The organism is Pseudooceanicola sp., assembly GCF_029213205.1.
GTDB lineage: Bacteria > Pseudomonadota > Alphaproteobacteria > Rhodobacterales > Rhodobacteraceae > Pseudooceanicola.
In genome coordinates this window covers 133878-152192 of record NZ_JARGNH010000006.1, presented here as the reverse complement: position 1 = coordinate 152192, position 18315 = coordinate 133878, and the positions used below count along the sequence as shown (strand labels likewise).

The following is an 18315-nucleotide window of genomic DNA, read 5'->3' as shown; positions in this document are numbered from 1 at the left end:
CCAGAGGAAGCCAGGGACCGGGTTGCGGGCCCCCTTTGTTTTGCGCAGTGTCCGGGAAACCATTGGGGCGACGGACATGACACAGGACGATCTTGCGGCGCAATTGCTGCATCTGCATGCGGCGGGATTGAGCAAGGGCGCACCGGTGGCGCCGCAAATCCAGACCGCCTCGATGTTTCATCTGCCGGGCGAGCCGGACGAATCGCCGTATTACGGGCGGGTCGACAATGCCACCTGGGTGGCGCTGGAGGCCACGCTGGCGCATCTCGAGGCAGCGCCCTGCCTGTGCTTTCCCTCTGGCATGGGGGCAATTTCGGCGGCCTTGCTGGCCAGCCTGCGGGCCGGGGACCAGATTCTGCTGCCGTCGGATGGCTATTATGCCACCCGGGTGCTGGCGGATCGGTTTCTGGCCACGCTCGGGATCGAGATCGAGACCCGGCCAACCGCGCAGTTCGACCAGGGCGGGTTTGACGGGTTTCGCCTGGTCTTTGTCGAAACCCCCTCCAACCCCGGGCTCGACCTCTGCGACATCGCGGCGACAGCGCAAGCGGTTCATGCCGCTGGCGGGCTGATGGTGGTCGACAACACCACGATGACCCCCTATGGCCAGCGCCCGCTCGACCTTGGTGCCGATATCGTCGTCGCCTCGGACACCAAGGCACCGAACGGCCATTCGGATCTGTTGATGGGCCATGTCGCCACCCGCGACCCGGTGTTGTTTGAGGCGGTGAAGGACTGGCGCAAACTCTCTGGCGCGATCCCCGGCCCGTTCGAGGCCTGGCTGACCCTGCGCGGGCTGGAAACGCTGGAGCTGCGGCTGTCGCGGATGGTCGCCAGCGCCGAGGTGATCGCCGAACGGCTGGCCGAACATCCGGCGGTGTCCGATCTGCGCTATCCTGGGCTGAGCAATCACCCGGCGCGTCGGCAGATGGCCAATTCAGGGTTTCTGATCAGCCTGACCCTGGCGGATGCGGCACGCGCCGAGCGCTTTATCAACGACTGTCCGATGCTGCAGCCCGCCACCTCTTTTGGTGGGGTGCACAGCAGCGCCGAGCGGCGGGCGCGCTGGGGCGATGCGGTGGCGCCGGGGTCGCTGCGTCTATCGGTGGGGATTGAACCGCTGGAGAGCCTCTGGGCGGCGATAGCGGACGCCTTGCCAGCGCGCTGAACCCAGCCTCGGCACAGAAAACCCCGCCTCGGAAAACCCGAGGCGGGGCATCTATTCAGACCTGTCGGCGCAGATTATTCGCGATTGCCGAACAGCTGCAGCAGGAACATGAACATGTTGATGAAGTCGAGGTAGAGGTTCAGCGCGCCCATGATCGCGGCCTTGCCCAGCCATTCCTGATCGCCATGCGATGCATGGGCCAGGTAGGTCGCCTTGATCTTTTGCGTGTCATAGGCGGTCAGCCCGGCAAAGATCAGCACACCCAAGATCGAGATCGCGAACATCAATGCCGGCGAACCGAGGAAGATATTGATGATCGAGGCCACCAGGATACCGATCACGCCCATGATCAGGAACGATCCCCAACCGGAGATGTCCTTTTTCGTGGTATAGCCATACAGGCTGAGACCGGCAAAGGCGATCGAGGTCACCAGGAACACCTGAGCGATCGAGAAGCCGGTGAAGGCGACAAAGATCCAGGACAGCGACAGGCCCATCACCGCCGCAAAGGCGTAGAAGAACAATTGCGCCGCGGCGGCCGAGAACCGGTTGAGCATCGCGCCGAACATGAACACCATGCCGAGCGGCGCAAACATCACGATCCAGCCCAGGATATTGGGCTGCAGCGTCACGGGATTGCGAAACACGCCCAGCAGCGCGTCGTTGGACCCCACCGCCCAGGCAACAAGGAACGTCAGCAACATGCCGACGGACATCGTGCCATAAACTTTGTTCATATGAGCCCGCAGGCCCGCGTCAATCACTGCGGCACGGGCGCCGGTGGTCTGACGGATCGTGTCGAATTCAGCCATTCGTTCCTCCGAAGGTAAGCAAACACCCGCATCCGAATATCGAAACGGGCTTTGGATTAGATATCGGCAACCCTAAACGGCTTTTCAAGTCCCTCAAACGTAAAACCGCGCCCAAACATGGACGCGGCATAAACATTTACGATTCGGCGGTATTTTGGCGGCAGTCCGGCTTCGATCCGGCCAGAGCCGGGTCCAATCAGCTGCGCCAGCAGGCGGGCACATGCCAGACCGCGCGGTGGGCTTCGCGGGTGGCTTCGTCGCGGGTCAGACCGATATCGGCCAGCAGCGTATCGTCCAGACGGGCCAGCGAGCGGCGGCTTTGATAAAGGCCGAGCAGGGCGAAAACACGGCCAATCAGGGCGGTGGGGCGCAGAGCGGTGGCGGCGATACCAGTGTGGCGTGACGTGAGAGTGGTCATGGTCTCATCCTTTCTTGAATTTGATGACATATGTCAGTTTGATGATTTCTGTTGATGCATATGGTGCTTTATGATCAATATTGGAAATGAATGTTCTTGGTCAAATCCATCAAGGAATGTGATGTATGCGAAATCTCGATATGACCGCGCTCCGCTCCTTTGTCGCCGTCGCCGATCACGGCGGGGTGACGCGCGCCGCCGGGGTGCTGAATTTCACTCAATCAGCGGTGTCGATGCAGCTGAAACGACTGGAGGACAGCATCGGTCTGCCGCTGTTTGACCGGTCCAACCGACGCATTTCACTGACCGCCTCGGGCGAGCAATTGCTGGGCTATGCCCGCCGGATGATCGAGCTGAACGACGAAGCGATGATCCGGCTGACCTCGCGGACCTATGAGGGTGAGATTGTGATCGGGGTGCCGCATGACATTGTCTATCCGGTCATCCCGCGCGTCCTGCAGCAGTTCAACGCCGAATTCCCACGGATGAAGGTGCAGTTGATCTCGGCCTATACCTCGGTGCTGAAAGAGGATTTCGCCCGGGGCGCGGTCGATGTGATCCTGACCACCGAGAGCAACCCGGACGCCAGTGCCGAGGTTTTGGACGAACGGCCCCTGTGCTGGATCGGTGCGCCGGGCGGCAATGCCTGGCGGCAGCGGCCGATCCGCTATGCCTCGGCGCGCACCTGCATTTTCCGCAAGGGCGCGATCCAGGCGCTGGAGGCGGCGGCGATTGATTGGGAAAACGCGGTGGAAACCGAACAGGACCGCACTGTCGAGGCGACCATTTCCGCCGATCTGGCGATTGGCGCGATGATCGAGGGCACCGAGCCGGCGCAGCTTGAGGCGATCGCCCATGGCGGCGAATTGCCGGGGCTCGGCAAGCAGAAGATCTGCATGTACCAACAGGATCGCGGAACCGGAGAGGTTCTGGAGCGGCTGACCGATATGCTGCGCGCCGGATTCACCATCACCGAGTCCGGGACACTGATGCCGCTGAACGAGACCCGCCGCCTCAGGGCGTGATCACGACCTTGCCGGTGGATTTGCGGCTGCGCAACAGCTCCAGCCCTTCGGTGGCCCGCTCCAGCGGCAGGATGTGGCTGACATGGGGGTGGATCTTGCCCTCATCATACCAACGCATCAGCTGCGCCAGGCTGTCGGTCACCACCTGCGGGCGGAATTTCAGATAGGCGCCCCAGTAGAACCCCAGCAGGTCGATATTCTTGACCAGCATATGGTTCGGTTTGACCTCTGGCACCCGGCCACTGGCAAAGCCGATCACCAGCATCCGCCCCTCGGGACGCATCGCGCGAAAGGCGGCATCGAATTGATCGCCGCCGACCGGATCATAGACCACATCGGCGCCGCCCAGATCCTTGACCGCCGCACGGATATCCACCGTGCTTGCATCAATCAGGTGATCCGCCCCGGCCTTTTGGGCCACCGCCAGCTTGTCGGCACCACGGGCACAGGCGATCACCCGGGCGCCCATCAGCTTGCCGATCTCGACAGCGGTCAGGCCGACACCACCGGCGGCGCCCAGCACCAGCAGGGTTTCGCCAGGCTGCAACCGCGCCTTGTGATCCAGTGCGACATGGCTGGTGCCATAGGCGATCAGCAGCGCCGCCGCATCGGTGTGGGGCATCGCATCAGGGATCGGCACCAGCCGGTCGGTGGCAAAGGCGCCATAATCCGCCAGACCACCGCGGCCCCCATAGATCGCGACCCTTGTGCCCACCGCGGGACCATCGCCCGCCGGGTCGGCCACCTCGACCACACCGGACACCTCTAACCCCATGGTGAAGGGCGGTTCGGGATTGTCCTGATAGCGGCCCTCGATCATCAACAAGTCGGCAAAGTTCAGCCCGCAGGCCGCCACTTTGATCAGGGTCTGCCCCGGCGTGACCTCGGGCCGGGGAATGTCACACAAGTGCGGCGTGCCGCCCAAGACCGAAATCCTTAATGCCCGCATGACGTCCCCCTATCCAAACGACAAACTGCGGGTTAGGATGGCTTGCTTGTTCTGTCAAATGCTGACAGATCAGGCGAATTAAAAAAAGCGTAAAGTTTCATTATGTTTAAAGGATTTAGTTACGTCACGTCATGATCTGCGAGACGGGTGGCAGAGAGGTTAACGGCAACTTCTCATGGATACGCGTCTGGCGCACAGCTTGATCGAATAAGAAAAACTGTTATTCTTTTAAGACGCTGTTGGGATGTGCGGCGCTAAACCAAAGGTTGTTCCGGCGAGCCGACCTCGTAAGAGGTGCGGATTGTTCGTGGAGACAAGGGATATTGTTATGGAGTCACTCCAATGACCCATCCGGTTGACGCACATGTCGGCAAGCGCATCCGCCACCGTCGCTGGCTGGTCGGTATGACCCAGCAACAGCTGGCCGAACGTGTCGGCATCAAGTTCCAGCAAATCCAGAAATATGAGACCGGAGCCAACCGGGTCAGCGCCTCAAGGCTGTGGGATATCGCTGATGCGCTTGATGTTCCGGTAAGTTTTTTCTTTGAAGGTCTGGATGCCGATGGGGGCCAAAAGGAACCCAACAACGTGCCCGCCGACCTCTTGGGTGACAAAGAGGCGCTGGATCTGATCCGCTCCTACTATGCCATCCCCGAAAACCAGCGCCGCCGTCTGTTCGAATTGGCCCGAGTCCTCAGCGACGTTGCTTGAGCCTGTGCACGACCTGCGGTAGCCGTCATTCGGCGGCAAACGAAAGGCGTGCATGATGACCTCGCAAGAGAATCGCGACATTATCTCGACGGCAAATGCTTTGGCGGATGCCGCACGGGCGGTAATACTCCCGCATTTCCGCGCTTTCGGCGGATTGATTGCCGACAATAAGGAAACAGAGAGTTTCGACCCGGTCACGGTCGCCGACCGCGAGTCGGAGCGGAAAATGCGCGAAATCCTGGCCGAATGCCGCCCGGATGACGCGATCCTGGGCGAAGAATTCGGTTCCAAACCAGGAACCAGCGGGCTGACCTGGGTGCTCGATCCGATCGACGGCACACGGGGGTTCCTGTCCGGCACCCCAACCTGGGGCGTGCTGATCGCGGTCGGTGGCGCGAATGGCCCGGACTTCGGCATCATTGACCAACCCTATACCGGCGAACGGTTCTGGGGCGGCTATGGCCAGTCCGGGATGACCGGCCCCTTGGGCGAGAGGGCCCTCGGCACCCGGTCAACCAGGGCGCTGGAAGACGCGATCCTGTTCTCGACCTTCCCGGAAATCGGGTCTTGCCGTGAACAGGCGGCATTTCGCGCGGTCGCTGACCGGGTCAAGCTGACCCGCTATGGCATGGATTGCTATGCCTATGCCCTGCTCGCCGCCGGGCAGATCGACCTGGTGATCGAGGCCGGGCTTTATCCCTATGACGTGCAGGCGCCGATTGCGGTGATCCAGGCGGCGGGCGGCATCGTCACCGATTGGGCCGGTGGCCCGGCGCATATGGGCGGGCGGATCCTGGCCGCGGGCAATGCTGATATCCACCGCGCAGCACTGGATCAGCTGCGTCCGATCATCGCCGCGCCATGAGCCGCGAGATCCTGATCCGTGGCGCCCAGAACATCGTCACCATGGACGATCAGCGTCGCGAACTGGCCGATGCCGATATTCTGATCCGCGACGGCGTGATTGCGGCCATTGGCACCGGGCTGACCACCGGTGGCGAGACCATCATCGCCAGCGGCTGCGTCATCACTCCCGGACTGGTGAACACCCATCACCATCTGTTCCAGACCCTGACCCGCGCGGTGCCCGGCGGCCAGGACGCATTGCTGTTCGGCTGGCTGCAAACCCTCTATCCGATCTGGGCCCGGTTCGGGCCCGAGGAAATCCGGGTCTCGGCGCTGACCGGGCTGGCCGAACTGGCGCTGTCGGGCTGCAGCCTGTCGTCGGATCATCTCTATCTCTTTCCCGGCGGCGCGCAGCTTGATGATACCATCGACGCGGCGCTTGAGATTGGCCTCAGGTTCCATCCCACCCGCGGTGCGATGAGCATCGGCCAAAGCGCCGGTGGTCTGCCCCCTGACGGGCTGGTCGAGGATGAGGCGGCGATCCTGCGCGATTGCATCCGTGTCGTTGACCGCTTTCACGACCCGCGCGAAGGCGCGATGATCCGCACCGGCATCGCCCCCTGCTCACCGTTCTCGGTCAGCCGTGAGCTGATGCGCGACGCCGCCTTGCTGGCCCGCGACAAGAAGGTGATGCTGCACACCCATCTTGCCGAAAATGACGAGGATATCGCCTATTCCGAGGCCAATTTTGGCTGCCGCCCCGGCCAATATGCCGAAGACCTCGGCTGGACCGGCGCCGATGTCTGGCATGCCCATTGCGTGAAGCTGGACCCGGCGGAAATCGCCCTGTTTGCCCGCACCGGCACCGGCGTCGCCCATTGCCCCTGCTCCAACTGCCGCCTCGGATCCGGCATTGCACCAGTGCGCGCGATGCGGGACGCCGGCGTCAAGGTGGCGCTGGGGGTGGACGGGTCGGCCAGCAATGACAGCGGCAATCTGATCTCTGAGGCGCGTCAGGCGATGCTGTTGCAACGGGTGTCACGCGGCGCCGATGCGATGTCCGCTCGCGAGGCGCTGGAAATCGCCACCCGTGGCGGCGCCGACGTGCTGGGCCGCTCGGATTGCGGCCGGATCATGCCGGGAAAACGCGCCGATATCGCGATCTGGGATGTCAGCGGAGTGGAAAGCGCCGGGTCCTGGGATCCGGCGGCGCTGTTGCTGGCGGGGCCAACCCGGGTGCGCGATCTGCTCGTCGAAGGCCGCCAAGTGGTGCGCGACGGCCAGATCACCACAATCGACCTGCCCCGGGTGCTGGAGCAGCAGCGCCGCCTGGCCCGCAACCTGGCGGGCTGATCAGCGGACGGGTGGATTGTCGTCAGTTTCCCCGTCGGCCTGCCCCTCCGACGCCTCTGCCAGCGACAGGGTGTGCTGGCGCAACCAGGCCATGAAGCCGCGCGGGTCGGAATGGACCATGGCGGTCCGTTCATCCGGGATCACCTCGCCGATCACCGGCGCCTGCGGCTTGTTCAGCGCATGCACGATCTCGTGCAACAGCAACCCCTGCCGCAGGGTCGCAGACACCCGGTTGGCGATCTGATACCAGCGCGAATTCGAGCCCTGGAAACACACTGGCACCACCTGCGCGCCGGACTTGCGGACCAGCTGCGCGGTAAAGACATTCCAATCCGCCTCGATCGCCGGGCCCAACAGGCTGTGCGACGCCGCCACCGCCCCCGAAGGGAAGAGGCAAACCAGCCCGCCGGATTTCAGATGCTCCAGGGCCAGTGCCCGCATCTCCATGGATTTTTTCTGTGAATCCGCTTCATGCGGGAACGGAACCGGAAGCAGAAAGGACGAGGCAACCTCGTCGATCCCGGTCAGCAGCGACCGCGACAGCACCCGGTAATCCACCCGCCGCCGACCGATCAGATCGGCCAGCACCATGCCATCGACCATGCCATGCGGATGGTTGGCGACCAGGATCACCGGCCCGTCTTTCGGGATCCGGGCGATCTGCGCCTCGGGCGTGCGCACCTCGATGCCCATCACATCGAGGCACCCCGCCCAGAATTTTTCGCCCTGCGGCGCACCGCGGCGTTCGAATTCGCGGATCAACCGCAGGATGGTGATCTTGCCGGTCAGCCATTCCATCGCGCGAATGACATTGCGCTTGAACGGATTCTCAAAGCTGTTGGAATAGGTCAGGCTGCGCCGGTCATATTTGGGGTGGCTCACCGAATCGCGCGCCACTGCTGTAATCGCGGAATTCTGACTGCTGTCTACCAAGCCGTACCTGCCGTCGCTGCGCCCGCCGGGGTCGTTTACATGTCTTCGCCGAACCGGTCTGCGACCAGGGCCTGCAGCGCATCGGCAAGCGCACCCGCCTCCGGTCCCGAAGTTTCGACCTCAATAGTGGTTCCCTTGGAGGCTGCCAACATCAAAAGCCCCATGATGCTGTCACCGGGGGCCGATTGACCGTTGCAAAACACCTCGGCGCTTGCGTCAAAACCTTCGACCACTTCGACCAGCTTGGCCGAGGCGCGGGCGTGCAGGCCCTTTTCGTTCACGACTTTCAGCGCGCGGGAAATCTTGTCGCTCATCGGGTCAGCCTTCACTCTCCGGTGCCAAAATTCTGGCTGTCGATGTATTTGCGCCCCGAGTCGGTCGCCGCCTGCACCGCATTCGGCAGGGCCATATGCCGCGACTTGGCCAGTTTGATCAGGGCCGGCAGATTGACGCCATAGAGGATCCGGCGGTGCATCGGCAGGCAGGCGGGCAATGACAGGTTGGACGGTGACCCCCCGAACATATCGGTGACAATGACCACCCCATCGCCGGAGTCCACCGCATCAGCGGCGGCACATATTTCGGCCTGTTTGCGGGCGCGGTCGTGGCTGGCTTCGATGGAAATCGCACGCACGCCACCTTGCACGCCGACAACATGCTCCATCGCCGCCAGATATTCCCTGGCCAGCCCGCCATGGGCAACAATCACGATGCCGATCAAGACTGCTGATCCCCTTTCCTCGGGCGCATTTCAGTCATTGGGCGAAGTTTGCCTGCGCTCAAGTTCCCGGTGCCTAATTGACACCTGCCAGCCGCGCTGTGCAAGGGCATTTGCCAAACGTTCGGTCAATGTAACCGAACGGTGTTGCCCGCCGGTGCAACCAAAGGCAATTGCCAGGTGCGCCTTGCCCTCGGCGACATAGGCCGGCAGCAGCATATCGCAAAGATCCAGCAGCTTGGAAAAGAACGCGGTATAGCGCGGATCGGCGGCGACGAAATCCTGCACCGCCTGATCCCGGCCATCGTTGTCGCGCAGCGCCGCGTCCCAATGCGGATTGCGCAGGAACCGCGTGTCGAACATCATGTCGATGCCGCGCGGCACCCCGCGTTTGTAGGAAAAGCTGTGAACCGAGATCGCCAGCGACCGGTCCAGCGTGGTGGTAAACCAGCGCTCCATCTCGTCGCGCAGATCATGCGGGGTCAGATCCGAGGTGTCGATCAGGAAATCCGCCCGGGCGCGCACTGTGGTCAGCAGGTCCAGTTCCCGCTCGACGCCGATGTCCAGGCTTTCGGTTTCGGCCAGCGGGTGGCGGCGACGGGTTTCGGAATAGCGACGGATCAGCACATCGGTGCGGGCGTCCAGATACAGCACCTCAACCGGGTCGTCGCGCCCGACGCTGAGCCCGTCGATGGTGTCGATCAGCCCGATCACCGAAAAGTCGCGGTTGCGCACGTCGATACCCAGCGCCATCGGGCGGTTGGGCTGCGGCCCATCCATCAGCCGCGGGATCAGCGACAGCGGCATGTTGTCGATCGCCTCATAGCCGAGATCTTCGAGCACATGGATCGCGGTCGATCGCCCGGCGCCAGAGGGACCGGTGACAAAGACGAGGCGGGAAGTCGGGGCAAATTCGGGGGTGTTGGACATCGGATCCGGTGCAGGTATAGCTGTTTCAGGTGCGATCGCTGGCGGCATGATCGCAGATCATGCCTGGCGCCCATATTCCAGATATTGAAGAATCGCGGCGGGGAAATAGGTCTTTGCCACATTGTGAAGCAATGGCACCGGACAACCCAGAATATTCGTCGCCCGATCCGGCGGCAGACGGTCAGTTTCGCTGATATCCAGCAGCACCGCCAGGGCAATCGCCACCTCGGCGCAGGGGCTGGGGGCAGAGAGGATACCGACAAACCGCGCCTCGATCTTGCCGCGCAGGGCGTCCGGAGCGCTGGCAATCAGCATCGCATCCCGCCGTTCGAGAATGACCTGATCATCCGACACCAGCGCGGCGCCCAGTGCCATCAGCTGCAGCGCCAGCGCGGATTTGCCGCTGCCTGACGCGCCGGCAATCAGCACCCCGCGCCCGCGATACGCGACGCAGGTGGCGTGCATCCGGGCGCGGCCCGCAGCATCCCCCGCAGTATCAGTGGTCAGGGAAAAGACCATCTGCCCGGCCCACAGCTAGATCGGCAGGCCGACGACAAACCGGGCGCCCAGCGGATTCGAGGTGATGTCAGCGTCGGTCGGGCGGATGTTCTCGGCCCAGATCACGCCGCCATGTGCCTCGACAATCTGTTTTGAAATGGCCAGACCGAGGCCGGAATTGTTGCCGAAATCGCTGTCAGGGCGCTGCGAATAGAAGCGTTTGAAGATCTTGGTCAGCGCCTGATCGGGGATCCCCGGCCCGGTGTCTTCGACCACCACCAGCACCCGGTTTTCGCGACGTCGCGCCCAGACCCGGATCGCATCCCCCTCGTCACAGAACGAGGTGGCATTGGTGATCAGGTTGACAAAGACCTGCGCCAGCCGCGCCTCGAGCCCGTTCATCATGATCTTGCCCTTGGGCAGGTCGCTGATGAAATCGATGCCTTTTTCCTTGGCCTGCTGGCCGAGGTATTCGTTGAGGTTGGTCAGCATGGTCAGTAGGTCGAACTGTTCCTCTTCCTCTTTCACCAGCTCGGAATCGAGCCGCGAGGCGTTGGAGATGTCGCTGACCAGCCGGTCCAGGCGGCGCACATCATGTTCGATCACATCCAGCAGCTTGTTGCGCTGATCCTCGCGCTTGGCCACCCGCATGGTGCCAACAGCCGAGCGCAGGCTGGCCAGCGGGTTCTTGATCTCATGCGCAACATCGGCGGCGAATTGTTCGTTGGCGTCAATCCGTTCGTAGAGTGCGGCGACCATGCCGCGCAAAGCGCCGGACAGGCGGCCGATCTCGTCCGGGCGAGCGGTCAGATCGGGGATCCGCACCCGGCTGGGCGAGACCTTGCGGTGGTCGCGATCGCGGCCGATTTCGGCGGCGGCAGCCAGATCGGACAGCGGGTTGGCGATGGTCGAGGCGAGCACCAGGCTCAGCCCGATCGACACCAGGGTGGCGATGACGAACATCTGCAGAACCCGCTCACGCTCACTGCGCACCAATGCGTCAATCTCACCTGCGGAGGACACCAGCGCCACGGTGGCAATCGCCCGGCCATTGTGCAGCACCGGAGAGGTGACAGCGAAAAAGGCGCCGTCCTCGGCCTTGCCCTGCTTGACCTCGCTCGGGCTGTCAGGCGCGGCGCTCACCATGTCGCGCAATTGGTCGATCACCGAAACCGGCACCTCGGCGCGGCGGCCCGAAGAAAACACCGAGGTCGCACCCGACCACAACGCGCTCAGGAAATCGGTGAGGATCGTGCGGCGCGGCGCTTCGGCGGCGGTGCCTGCGCCTTCGAAACCGGTGCCGGTGGCCTTGCCGACCAGATTTCCGGTGTCATCGAAAACATAAAGCTCAACACCCTGGCGCAGATCGAGCCCGGCCAGGGTGCCAGAGATATCAATACCGTCGCCGGTGGCGACGTTTACCGGGCCGCGGGCAGGCAATTGTGCCTCGAACACATCGGCGACCAGTTCCACCTGCCCGGTCAGCGCATTGGCGCGTTGCTGCACCAGGCTGTCGCGTGAGGCGTTCAGATAGAGGATTCCGGCAACCAGAACGTTCAGCGCGATCAGGTTGAAGATGATGATCTTGCGGGTCAGCGGCGATTGCTTAAGCGACAGAAAGCCACGCCGCTCGCGATGTTCGCGCAGCTCTTCTTCGACGACGGCATTCGGGGCAACAAAATCTTCACCCAGAACAACGTCGCCGCTTTTATCAGGCGCATTGTCGCGCAAGCGGAATCCCTCGACGAGAGCCATTACTCTTCGTTGTATCTGTAGCCGATACCGTAGAGCGTCTCAATCGCTGAGAATTCGGAATCGACGGTCCGCATCTTTTTACGCAGGCGCTTGATGTGGCTGTCGATGGTCCGGTCATCCACATAGACCTGATCGTCATAGGCCACGTCCATCAGCTGATCCCGGCTTTTGACAAAGCCCGGACGCTGCGCCAGCGCTTGCAACAACAGGAATTCGGTGACGGTCAGCGACACGTCCTTGCCCTTCCAGGCGACGGAATGGCGCAGCGGATCCATCCGCAACTCGCCCCGTTCCATCACCTTGGTTTCTTCGGTGTCGCCAACGATATCACCGGCCACCGCGTCCTGACGGCGCAGCAGCGCCCGGATGCGTTCCACCAGCAAACGCTGGCTGAACGGCTTTTTCACATAATCGTCGGCGCCCATGCGCAGGCCCAGAACCTCGTCGATCTCATCATCCTTGGAGGTCAGGAAAATGACCGGCATCGAAGTTTTCTGCCGCAGCCGTTGCAGCAGGTCCATGCCGTCCATGCGCGGCATCTTGATATCCAGAACCGCCATATCCGGCAGTTTCTTGTTGAACGCGTCCAGCGCGGCCTGTCCGTCGTGATAGGTTTCGACATCGAAGCCTTCGGCCTCGAGCGTCATCGCAACCGACGTCAGAATATTCCTGTCATCGTCCACAAGGGCGATCTTTGACATGTCCCGATTTCCTTCGTGCTGCTCGATGTTTATTTGCTATTTTTTCTGACTATCCACACATTTACCCTTTGCAATCAATCCCCAACTGCGAATCAGCCCAGTCAAGCTGGGTCACTTGTGGCGAAAATGTCTTAGAACGGCCTTAATTCCCGTGCTGCAGCGCAGCGCATCGGCGGGTGTTTGCGTTAAACCTGACGTGGTTGCGCTAACTGCGTCAAACGCTCCTGTTACAATTGCTCACCCCCATGTTAAGAGCCGCCCACCGGGAGGCGGAGGCTGCCAGTCCAGCCCCCCCGGGTAATTGAACACAGCCGCCCGACGCGGACAGAGGAGCATTGCACGATGGCATTTGGTCGAGTGAACCCAAAATTTCGCCTCGAAGACCAGGGAATAGTTGGTCTTGGTGACGTGTATTATAACCTTCTGGAGCCAGCGCTGGTCGAACATGCGATCAAGAATGGCGAAGGCACGCTGGGCCGTGGCGGCACCTTTCTGGTGACCACCGGCAAATACACCGGCCGGTCGCCCAAGGACAAACACGTGGTCAAGACCGCCTCGGTCGCCGACACGATCTGGTGGGAAAATAACGCCGAGATGTCGCCCGAAGGGTTTGACACGCTCCATGCCGACATGCTGGCGCATATGAAGGGCCGCGAATTCTATGTGCAGGATCTGGTCGGCGGCGCGGACCCGACCTATGCGATCAAGGTGCGCATGGTCACCGAATTGGCCTGGCACAGCCTGTTCATCCGCCACCTGCTGCGTCGGCCTGACAGTGCCGAGGTGGATGCCTTCCTCGCCGATTTCACCATCATCAACTGCCCCAGTTTCAAGGCCGATCCCGAGCGCCACGGCTGCCGCAGCGACACGGTGATCGCGCTGAACTTCGACAAGAAGCTGATCCTGATCGGCAATACCGAATACGCCGGCGAGAACAAGAAATCGGTGTTCACCCTGCTGAACTACCTGCTGCCGGAAAAAGACGTGATGCCGATGCACTGCTCGGCCAACCACGCCAATGGCAACCCGGTAGACACCGCCATCTTCTTTGGCCTGTCCGGCACCGGCAAGACCACCCTGTCCGCCGATCCGGCGCGCACCCTGATTGGCGATGACGAACATGGCTGGTCGGATCGTGGCACCTTCAACTTCGAGGGCGGCTGCTACGCCAAGACCATCAGCCTGTCCCCCGAGGCCGAGCCTGAGATCTATGCGACCACCACGAAATTCGGCACCGTGATCGAGAACATGGTGTTTGACCCCGAGACGTTCGAGCTCGATTTCGAAGACAGCAGCCTGACCGAAAACATGCGCTGCGCCTATCCGCTGGAATACATCTCGAACGCGTCGGACACGGCGTTGGGCGGGCACCCCAAGAACATCATCCTGCTGACCTGCGACGCCTTTGGCGTGCTGCCGCCGATCTCGCGGCTGACCCCGGCACAGGCGATGTATCACTTCCTCTCCGGCTTCACTTCGAAAACCCCCGGCACCGAACGTGGCGTTGTCGAACCGGAACCGACGTTTTCGACCTGTTTCGGCGCCCCGTTCATGCCGCGCCGCCCCGAGGTCTATGGCAATCTGCTGCGCGCCAAGGTCGCCAAGCATGGCGCCACCTGCTGGCTGGTGAACACCGGCTGGACCGGCGGCGCGTTTGGCACCGGTAGCCGGATGCCGATCAAGGCCACCCGCGCCCTGCTGACCGCGGCGCTGGACGGGTCCTTGAACGACGCGACCTTCCGCAAGGACCCGAACTTCGGCTTTGAAGTGCCGGTGACGGTGCCCGGTGTCGACGCCACCCTGCTGGACCCGCGCGCGACCTGGGCCGACAAGGGCAGCTATGACGCGCAAGCGGCGAAACTGGTGCAGATGTTCTCGGCCAATTTCGAACAATATGTGCCGTTCATCGATGACGACGTGAAAGCCGCCGCCATCGGCTAACCGGCCCCGGCCACCGCGCTGACCCATCCGGGTCGGCGCGTCGGCCCCTTCTCCGACCTGATCGTGTGCAAGCCCGGGCAATCGCTTGCCCGGCATCGGTTGGATTTTCACCTCACACAGGATTTTGTCCGGCCCCTGTGCGCCAGACACCCTGACCGCCTTGCAGAGCCGATCTAGGTGGTTAAGCTGGCCCATGCGGCGGGATGCCCCCTCCGCTGAGGCAGGGCGCAGGTGTTCGTGCAGGAAAATCCATTGAACTTTCGGACCAACCGGCGGCTGCGGCTGCCTCTGCATGGCCTGCTGGTTCTGGCCATGCGAGCCAGCCCTGCCCTTGCCCAATCCGGCAATTACGTTTTACCGCCAGTAATCCTGGAAGATTTCGGGGTGTTCTGCCCCGACGAACCGGTCGGACGGATCGAGGCGCCGGACACCGAGCGCGGCTTTATCGATCTGGTGTCGGGCAACCCGCCGGTGGATTTCCACACCGATGTGGTGCCCGCCGAGCTTGGCCTCGGCTTTGGCATGCGGTTCCGGCTGGCCCCGGGCGAAGCGACCCGGATGGCCCGGGTGGTGATCACCCACCCGCCGTTTGGCACCCCGCCGGTCAGCCGCGAAACCTATGCGATCACGCTGGAAAGCGATTTCACCAGCATGACCCAGTTCGATTTCGACGAAACCTATGAGATGCAGCCGGGTCGGTGGAACCTGGCCATCGAGGTCGAGGGGGGAATCCTGCTGAGCCATGATTTCACCGTGGTGCCCGCCGACCAGAGCCTGATCTCAACCAAGATGTGCAAAGGCCCGGCGCTGCTGAGCTGATTGCGACCGGGGGCGGTGCCCGCCCTCTTCCAGCCCCCCGGACGGCCGCAACAGCGCCTGTTTTGCCCGGCCTTCATTCCGGGCTCGACCGCCGCGTCAGCTCAACCGAAAACCCCACGTCGGATCAGGTTCAGCCCGGCAATGAGCAGCACCAGCGCGGTGGCCTTGCGAAATGTCGCCTGATCGGCCCGGTCGTGCAGTTTCAGCCCGACCCACATCCCGCCGAGGGCCGGCACCAGCAGCGCCACCGAGAACGGCAAGGTGTCCTGACGCACCACGCCAGAGGCCACATGCGCGCCCAGAAGGGCCAGCGCGCCCAGCCCGTAAATTACCCCTTGGATGCGTACGTGTTCGTTCTTGGGCGTGTCCAGCGCGTTCAGATAGGCCACCGTCGGCGGTCCCCAGACCCCGGAAAACCCGCCGATGAAGCCGCCGAATGCGGCCACAATCACCTCGATCCGCCGCGAAGCGCCCGGCAGGCGCAGCGCCACGCCCGCCACCTGCAGCGCGGCAAAGCCGGTGATCGGCACCCCGATCAGCATCAGCATCAGCCGCTCCGGCATCACCCGCACCAGCTGCGCCGAAATCATCAGCGCCACAAAACCAACCACAAGGAACAGCCGGAACCGTTTCACGCTGTCCCAGGCCGCCGCCCAACCCTGGCGCAACGCTTGCCAGCCATTGGTCAGCACCGTCGGCAGGATCAGCCCGGCCAGTGCCAGTTCCGGCCCGACAATTGACCCCAGCACCGAGACCAGGATCATCGGCATGGCAAAGCCAACCAAGCCCTTGATCATCCCGGCAAAGGCGGCGACCAGCATGCAGATCACAAAGACCTGCGGTGACATCAGCGAAAAAATGGCATCCATGTCGGCGAAATACGCGTTGCCGCGACCATCCGCCACTGGAAAAACCCGCGCCCAACAATAGAACCAGACTCATCGACACACAGGCGTTAAACAGGCGTCAATGTTGTGCTGCGCCTGCAAAATGGCTAAGCGGAACCGGACAACGAAAGGTATGATTCATGGCGCATGACGGACAGGATATGACGAACCCGGAGACCCCGATCCTCCCTGATCTTCTGGCACTCACCGCCGCCGCCCTCGGCCCGGTCGAGGCGATCCTGGAAATGGCTGTAACGCGCCAGAAGGACCTGCTTGGCAAGGACGGCCGGGTCAGCGCCGCCGCCGTCGAGGCCGAACAGACCGCGACCCATGGGCTGGCCTGGCTGGCAACCTATGTCGAGGCGCTGCGCCAGATGCAGAAATGGGCCGAACGGATGTCCGCGGCCGACACATTTGGCGAGCTTGAACAGCTGCTGCAGCAAATCGCCTTTGGCGAATACCTCTGGCAGATTTACGGCGGCATCCAGATGTCGCAAAACGAAATTGTCCGCCTGCAGGACCTTGGCCTGACCCAGGACGACCAGCGCGGCCTGATGTCGGATGCGGTGATGGCCCTGACCCAGGGCGGCAACACCCAGGCCGCCCGGACGCGCCTTGCCGAGCTGATGGTTGAACAGCAAGGGACCACGATGTTCGGCGCCTCCGGCCTGGATGACGAGCTTGAGATGATCCGCGAGCAGTTCCGCCGCTATGCGGTCGACAAGGTCGAACCCTTTGCCCACGACTGGCACCTCAAGGACGAATTGATCCCGATGGAAATCATCGAGGAATTGTCGGAAATGGGCGTCTTTGGCCTGACAATCCCGGAAAACCTCGGCGGATTTGGCCTGTCCAAGGCGTCGATGGTGGTGGTGTCCGAGGAACTGTCGCGCGGCTATATCGGCGTTGGTTCACTCGCCACCCGCTCCGAGATCGCGGCAGAACTGATCCTCTGCGGCGGCACCGACGAACAGAAATCCCATTGGCTACCGAAGATCGCCAGCGGGGAAATCCTGCCGACGGCGGTTTTCACCGAGCCCAACACCGGCTCTGACCTCGCCGCGCTGCGCACCCGCGCAGTCAAGGGCGAGTCCGGCGATTACGCGATCACCGGCAACAAGACCTGGATCACCCACGCCGCCCGCACCCATGTGATGACGGTGATGGCGCGCACCGATCCGAACACCACCGACCACACCGGCCTGTCGATGTTCCTGGCCGAAAAGATCCCCGGCACCGACGCCGACCCGTTCCCGACCGAAGGCATGACCGGCGGCGAAATCGAGGTGCTCGGCTATCGCGGCATGAAGGAATACGAGCTTGGCTTTGACGGCTTTCACGTCAAGGGCGAAAACCTGCTCGGCGGGGTCGAAGGCCAAGGCTTTCGCCAGCTGATGCAGACCTTTGAAAGCGCCCGCATCCAGACGGCCGCCCGCGCCATCGGCGTGGCACAATGCGCGCTCGACCTCGGGATGCGTTATGCGCTGGACCGCAAGGCATTCGGCAAGGCGCTGGTGAATTTCCCGCGGGTGTCGGGCAAGCTGGCGATGATGGCGGTCGAGATCATGGTCGCCCGGCAGCTCACCTATTTCGCCGCCTATGAAAAAGACCATGACCGGCGCTGCGATCTTGAGGCCGGGATGGCGAAACTGCTGGGCGCCCGCATCGCCTGGGCCTGTGCCGACAACGCATTGCAAATCCACGGCGGCAACGGCTTTGCCCTGGAATATACGGTGTCACGGGTGCTCTGCGATGCGCGGATCCTGAATATCTTTGAGGGCGCCGCCGAGATTCAGGCCCAGGTCATCGCCCGGCGTTTGCTGAGCTGAGGATCGGATCGGGGCGGGCGCA

The 18315-nt window shown here is 62.7% G+C and carries 19 protein-coding genes; 8 read left to right on the top strand and 11 right to left on the bottom strand.

Translation table 11 applies throughout. The features are described 5' to 3' along the window. Positions 1 to 76 precede the first annotated feature (76 nt). Entirely contained in the window at positions 77 to 1168 is a 1092-nt protein-coding gene (locus P1U48_RS07275; protein ID WP_301068275.1) for a cystathionine gamma-lyase, read from the top strand. 74 nt (positions 1169 to 1242) lie between these two features. Here the strand turns inward: P1U48_RS07275 and P1U48_RS07270 are convergent, their stop codons facing one another. Beyond that, positions 1243 to 1980, bottom strand: a complete 738-nt coding sequence (locus tag P1U48_RS07270; protein ID WP_301068274.1) for a Bax inhibitor-1/YccA family protein — start codon at positions 1978 to 1980, stop codon at positions 1243 to 1245. A gap of 196 nt (positions 1981 to 2176) precedes the next feature. Then, positions 2177 to 2398 carry a DUF1127 domain-containing protein gene (locus P1U48_RS07265; RefSeq protein ID WP_301068273.1) on the bottom strand — a complete coding sequence of 74 codons (222 nt, stop codon included), beginning with the start codon at positions 2396 to 2398 and terminating at the stop codon, positions 2177 to 2179. A gap of 125 nt (positions 2399 to 2523) precedes the next feature. On the opposite strand from P1U48_RS07265, the gene P1U48_RS07260 reads away from it, so the two are divergent. Continuing rightward, positions 2524 to 3423, top strand: coding sequence for a LysR family transcriptional regulator (locus P1U48_RS07260; RefSeq protein ID WP_301068272.1), 900 nt, complete (start codon positions 2524 to 2526; stop codon positions 3421 to 3423). Here the strand turns inward: P1U48_RS07260 and P1U48_RS07255 are convergent. After that, positions 3413 to 4372, bottom strand: a complete 960-nt coding sequence (locus tag P1U48_RS07255) for an NADPH:quinone oxidoreductase family protein (protein WP_301068271.1) — start codon at positions 4370 to 4372, stop codon at positions 3413 to 3415. The genes P1U48_RS07260 and P1U48_RS07255 overlap by 11 nt on opposite strands. A 342-nt stretch (positions 4373 to 4714) precedes the next feature. Between P1U48_RS07255 and P1U48_RS07250 the strand changes: the two genes are divergently transcribed. Genes P1U48_RS07250 through P1U48_RS07240 form a run of 3 tightly spaced genes read left to right on the top strand, consistent with a single transcriptional unit; the run spans position 4715 to position 7282 of the window. Further along, positions 4715 to 5083 carry a helix-turn-helix transcriptional regulator gene (locus tag P1U48_RS07250; RefSeq protein ID WP_301068270.1) on the top strand — a complete coding sequence of 123 codons (369 nt, stop codon included), beginning with the start codon at positions 4715 to 4717 and terminating at the stop codon, positions 5081 to 5083. A gap of 52 nt (positions 5084 to 5135) precedes the next feature. After that, positions 5136 to 5948, top strand: coding sequence for an inositol monophosphatase family protein (locus tag P1U48_RS07245; RefSeq protein ID WP_301068269.1), 813 nt, complete (start codon positions 5136 to 5138; stop codon positions 5946 to 5948). Next, positions 5945 to 7282, top strand: a complete 1338-nt coding sequence (locus P1U48_RS07240; protein ID WP_301068268.1) for an 8-oxoguanine deaminase — start codon at positions 5945 to 5947, stop codon at positions 7280 to 7282. The genes P1U48_RS07245 and P1U48_RS07240 overlap by 4 nt, the downstream gene beginning before the upstream one ends. On the opposite strand, the gene P1U48_RS07235 is transcribed toward P1U48_RS07240, so the two are convergent. The 7 genes from P1U48_RS07235 to P1U48_RS07205 form a co-directional block, all read right to left on the bottom strand. Beyond that, positions 7283 to 8164, bottom strand: coding sequence for a lysophospholipid acyltransferase family protein (locus P1U48_RS07235; RefSeq protein ID WP_366142870.1), 882 nt, complete (start codon positions 8162 to 8164; stop codon positions 7283 to 7285). Between the two features lie 86 nt (positions 8165 to 8250). Beyond that, complete coding sequence (locus tag P1U48_RS07230) at positions 8251 to 8529, bottom strand: HPr family phosphocarrier protein (RefSeq protein WP_301068267.1); 279 nt, start codon at positions 8527 to 8529, stop codon at positions 8251 to 8253. Between the two features lie 11 nt (positions 8530 to 8540). Beyond that, on the bottom strand, positions 8541 to 8936 hold the full coding sequence (locus tag P1U48_RS07225; protein WP_301068266.1) for a PTS fructose transporter subunit IIA: 396 nt from the start codon (positions 8934 to 8936) through the stop codon (positions 8541 to 8543). A gap of 30 nt (positions 8937 to 8966) precedes the next feature. Beyond that, positions 8967 to 9863, bottom strand: coding sequence for an RNase adapter RapZ (gene rapZ / locus P1U48_RS07220; RefSeq protein WP_301068265.1), 897 nt, complete (start codon positions 9861 to 9863; stop codon positions 8967 to 8969). A gap of 57 nt (positions 9864 to 9920) precedes the next feature. Further along, positions 9921 to 10382 (bottom strand): HPr kinase/phosphatase C-terminal domain-containing protein, encoded by a 462-nt coding sequence (locus P1U48_RS07215; protein WP_301068264.1) that lies wholly within the window; start codon positions 10380 to 10382, stop codon positions 9921 to 9923. A 15-nt stretch (positions 10383 to 10397) separates the two neighbouring features. Beyond that, positions 10398 to 12116 (bottom strand): sensor histidine kinase, encoded by a 1719-nt coding sequence (locus P1U48_RS07210; RefSeq protein WP_301068263.1) that lies wholly within the window; start codon positions 12114 to 12116, stop codon positions 10398 to 10400. After that, entirely contained in the window at positions 12116 to 12817 is a 702-nt protein-coding gene (locus tag P1U48_RS07205) for a response regulator transcription factor (RefSeq protein WP_301068262.1), read from the bottom strand. The genes P1U48_RS07210 and P1U48_RS07205 overlap by 1 nt, the downstream gene beginning before the upstream one ends. 342 nt (positions 12818 to 13159) lie before the next feature. Here P1U48_RS07205 and P1U48_RS07200 point away from each other — a divergent pair, with 342 nt between their 5' ends. Next, positions 13160 to 14758: a phosphoenolpyruvate carboxykinase gene (locus tag P1U48_RS07200; RefSeq protein WP_301068261.1), complete on the top strand. Its 1599-nt coding sequence runs from the start codon at positions 13160 to 13162 to the stop codon at positions 14756 to 14758. A gap of 252 nt (positions 14759 to 15010) precedes the next feature. Further along, complete coding sequence (locus P1U48_RS07195) at positions 15011 to 15577, top strand: DUF3859 domain-containing protein (protein WP_301068260.1); 567 nt, start codon at positions 15011 to 15013, stop codon at positions 15575 to 15577. 101 nt (positions 15578 to 15678) lie between these two features. Here P1U48_RS07195 and P1U48_RS07190 read toward each other — a convergent pair whose 3' ends face one another. Continuing rightward, the gene (locus tag P1U48_RS07190) at positions 15679 to 16446 is read right to left on the bottom strand and encodes a sulfite exporter TauE/SafE family protein (RefSeq protein WP_301068259.1); all 768 of its coding nucleotides are present in this window, start codon (positions 16444 to 16446) and stop codon (positions 15679 to 15681) included. A gap of 158 nt (positions 16447 to 16604) precedes the next feature. Here P1U48_RS07190 and P1U48_RS07185 point away from each other — a divergent pair, with 158 nt between their 5' ends. Then, on the top strand, positions 16605 to 18293 hold the full coding sequence (locus P1U48_RS07185) for an acyl-CoA dehydrogenase family protein (RefSeq protein ID WP_301068258.1): 1689 nt from the start codon (positions 16605 to 16607) through the stop codon (positions 18291 to 18293). Positions 18294 to 18315: the final 22 nt, after the last annotated feature.

Bases quoted from the DNA above. Each gene is read 5' to 3' on its own strand.
- P1U48_RS07275 (WP_301068275.1), top strand. From the start codon at position 77: ATGACACAGGACGATCTTGCGGCGCAATTGCTGCATCTGCATGCGGCG.
- P1U48_RS07270 (WP_301068274.1), bottom strand. From the start codon at position 1,980: ATGGCTGAATTCGACACGATCCGTCAGACCACCGGCGCCCGTGCCGCA.
- P1U48_RS07265 (WP_301068273.1), bottom strand. From the start codon at position 2,398: ATGACCACTCTCACGTCACGCCACACTGGTATCGCCGCCACCGCTCTG.
- P1U48_RS07260 (WP_301068272.1), top strand. From the start codon at position 2,524: ATGCGAAATCTCGATATGACCGCGCTCCGCTCCTTTGTCGCCGTCGCC.
- P1U48_RS07255 (WP_301068271.1), bottom strand. From the start codon at position 4,372: ATGCGGGCATTAAGGATTTCGGTCTTGGGCGGCACGCCGCACTTGTGT.
- P1U48_RS07250 (WP_301068270.1), top strand. From the start codon at position 4,715: ATGACCCATCCGGTTGACGCACATGTCGGCAAGCGCATCCGCCACCGT.
- P1U48_RS07245 (WP_301068269.1), top strand. From the start codon at position 5,136: ATGATGACCTCGCAAGAGAATCGCGACATTATCTCGACGGCAAATGCT.
- P1U48_RS07240 (WP_301068268.1), top strand. From the start codon at position 5,945: ATGAGCCGCGAGATCCTGATCCGTGGCGCCCAGAACATCGTCACCATG.
- P1U48_RS07230 (WP_301068267.1), bottom strand. From the start codon at position 8,529: ATGAGCGACAAGATTTCCCGCGCGCTGAAAGTCGTGAACGAAAAGGGC.
- rapZ (WP_301068265.1), bottom strand. From the start codon at position 9,863: ATGTCCAACACCCCCGAATTTGCCCCGACTTCCCGCCTCGTCTTTGTC.
- P1U48_RS07215 (WP_301068264.1), bottom strand. From the start codon at position 10,382: ATGGTCTTTTCCCTGACCACTGATACTGCGGGGGATGCTGCGGGCCGC.
- P1U48_RS07210 (WP_301068263.1), bottom strand. From the start codon at position 12,116: ATGGCTCTCGTCGAGGGATTCCGCTTGCGCGACAATGCGCCTGATAAA.
- P1U48_RS07205 (WP_301068262.1), bottom strand. From the start codon at position 12,817: ATGTCAAAGATCGCCCTTGTGGACGATGACAGGAATATTCTGACGTCG.
- P1U48_RS07200 (WP_301068261.1), top strand. From the start codon at position 13,160: ATGGCATTTGGTCGAGTGAACCCAAAATTTCGCCTCGAAGACCAGGGA.
- P1U48_RS07190 (WP_301068259.1), bottom strand. From the start codon at position 16,446: ATGGATGCCATTTTTTCGCTGATGTCACCGCAGGTCTTTGTGATCTGC.
- P1U48_RS07185 (WP_301068258.1), top strand. From the start codon at position 16,605: ATGGCGCATGACGGACAGGATATGACGAACCCGGAGACCCCGATCCTC.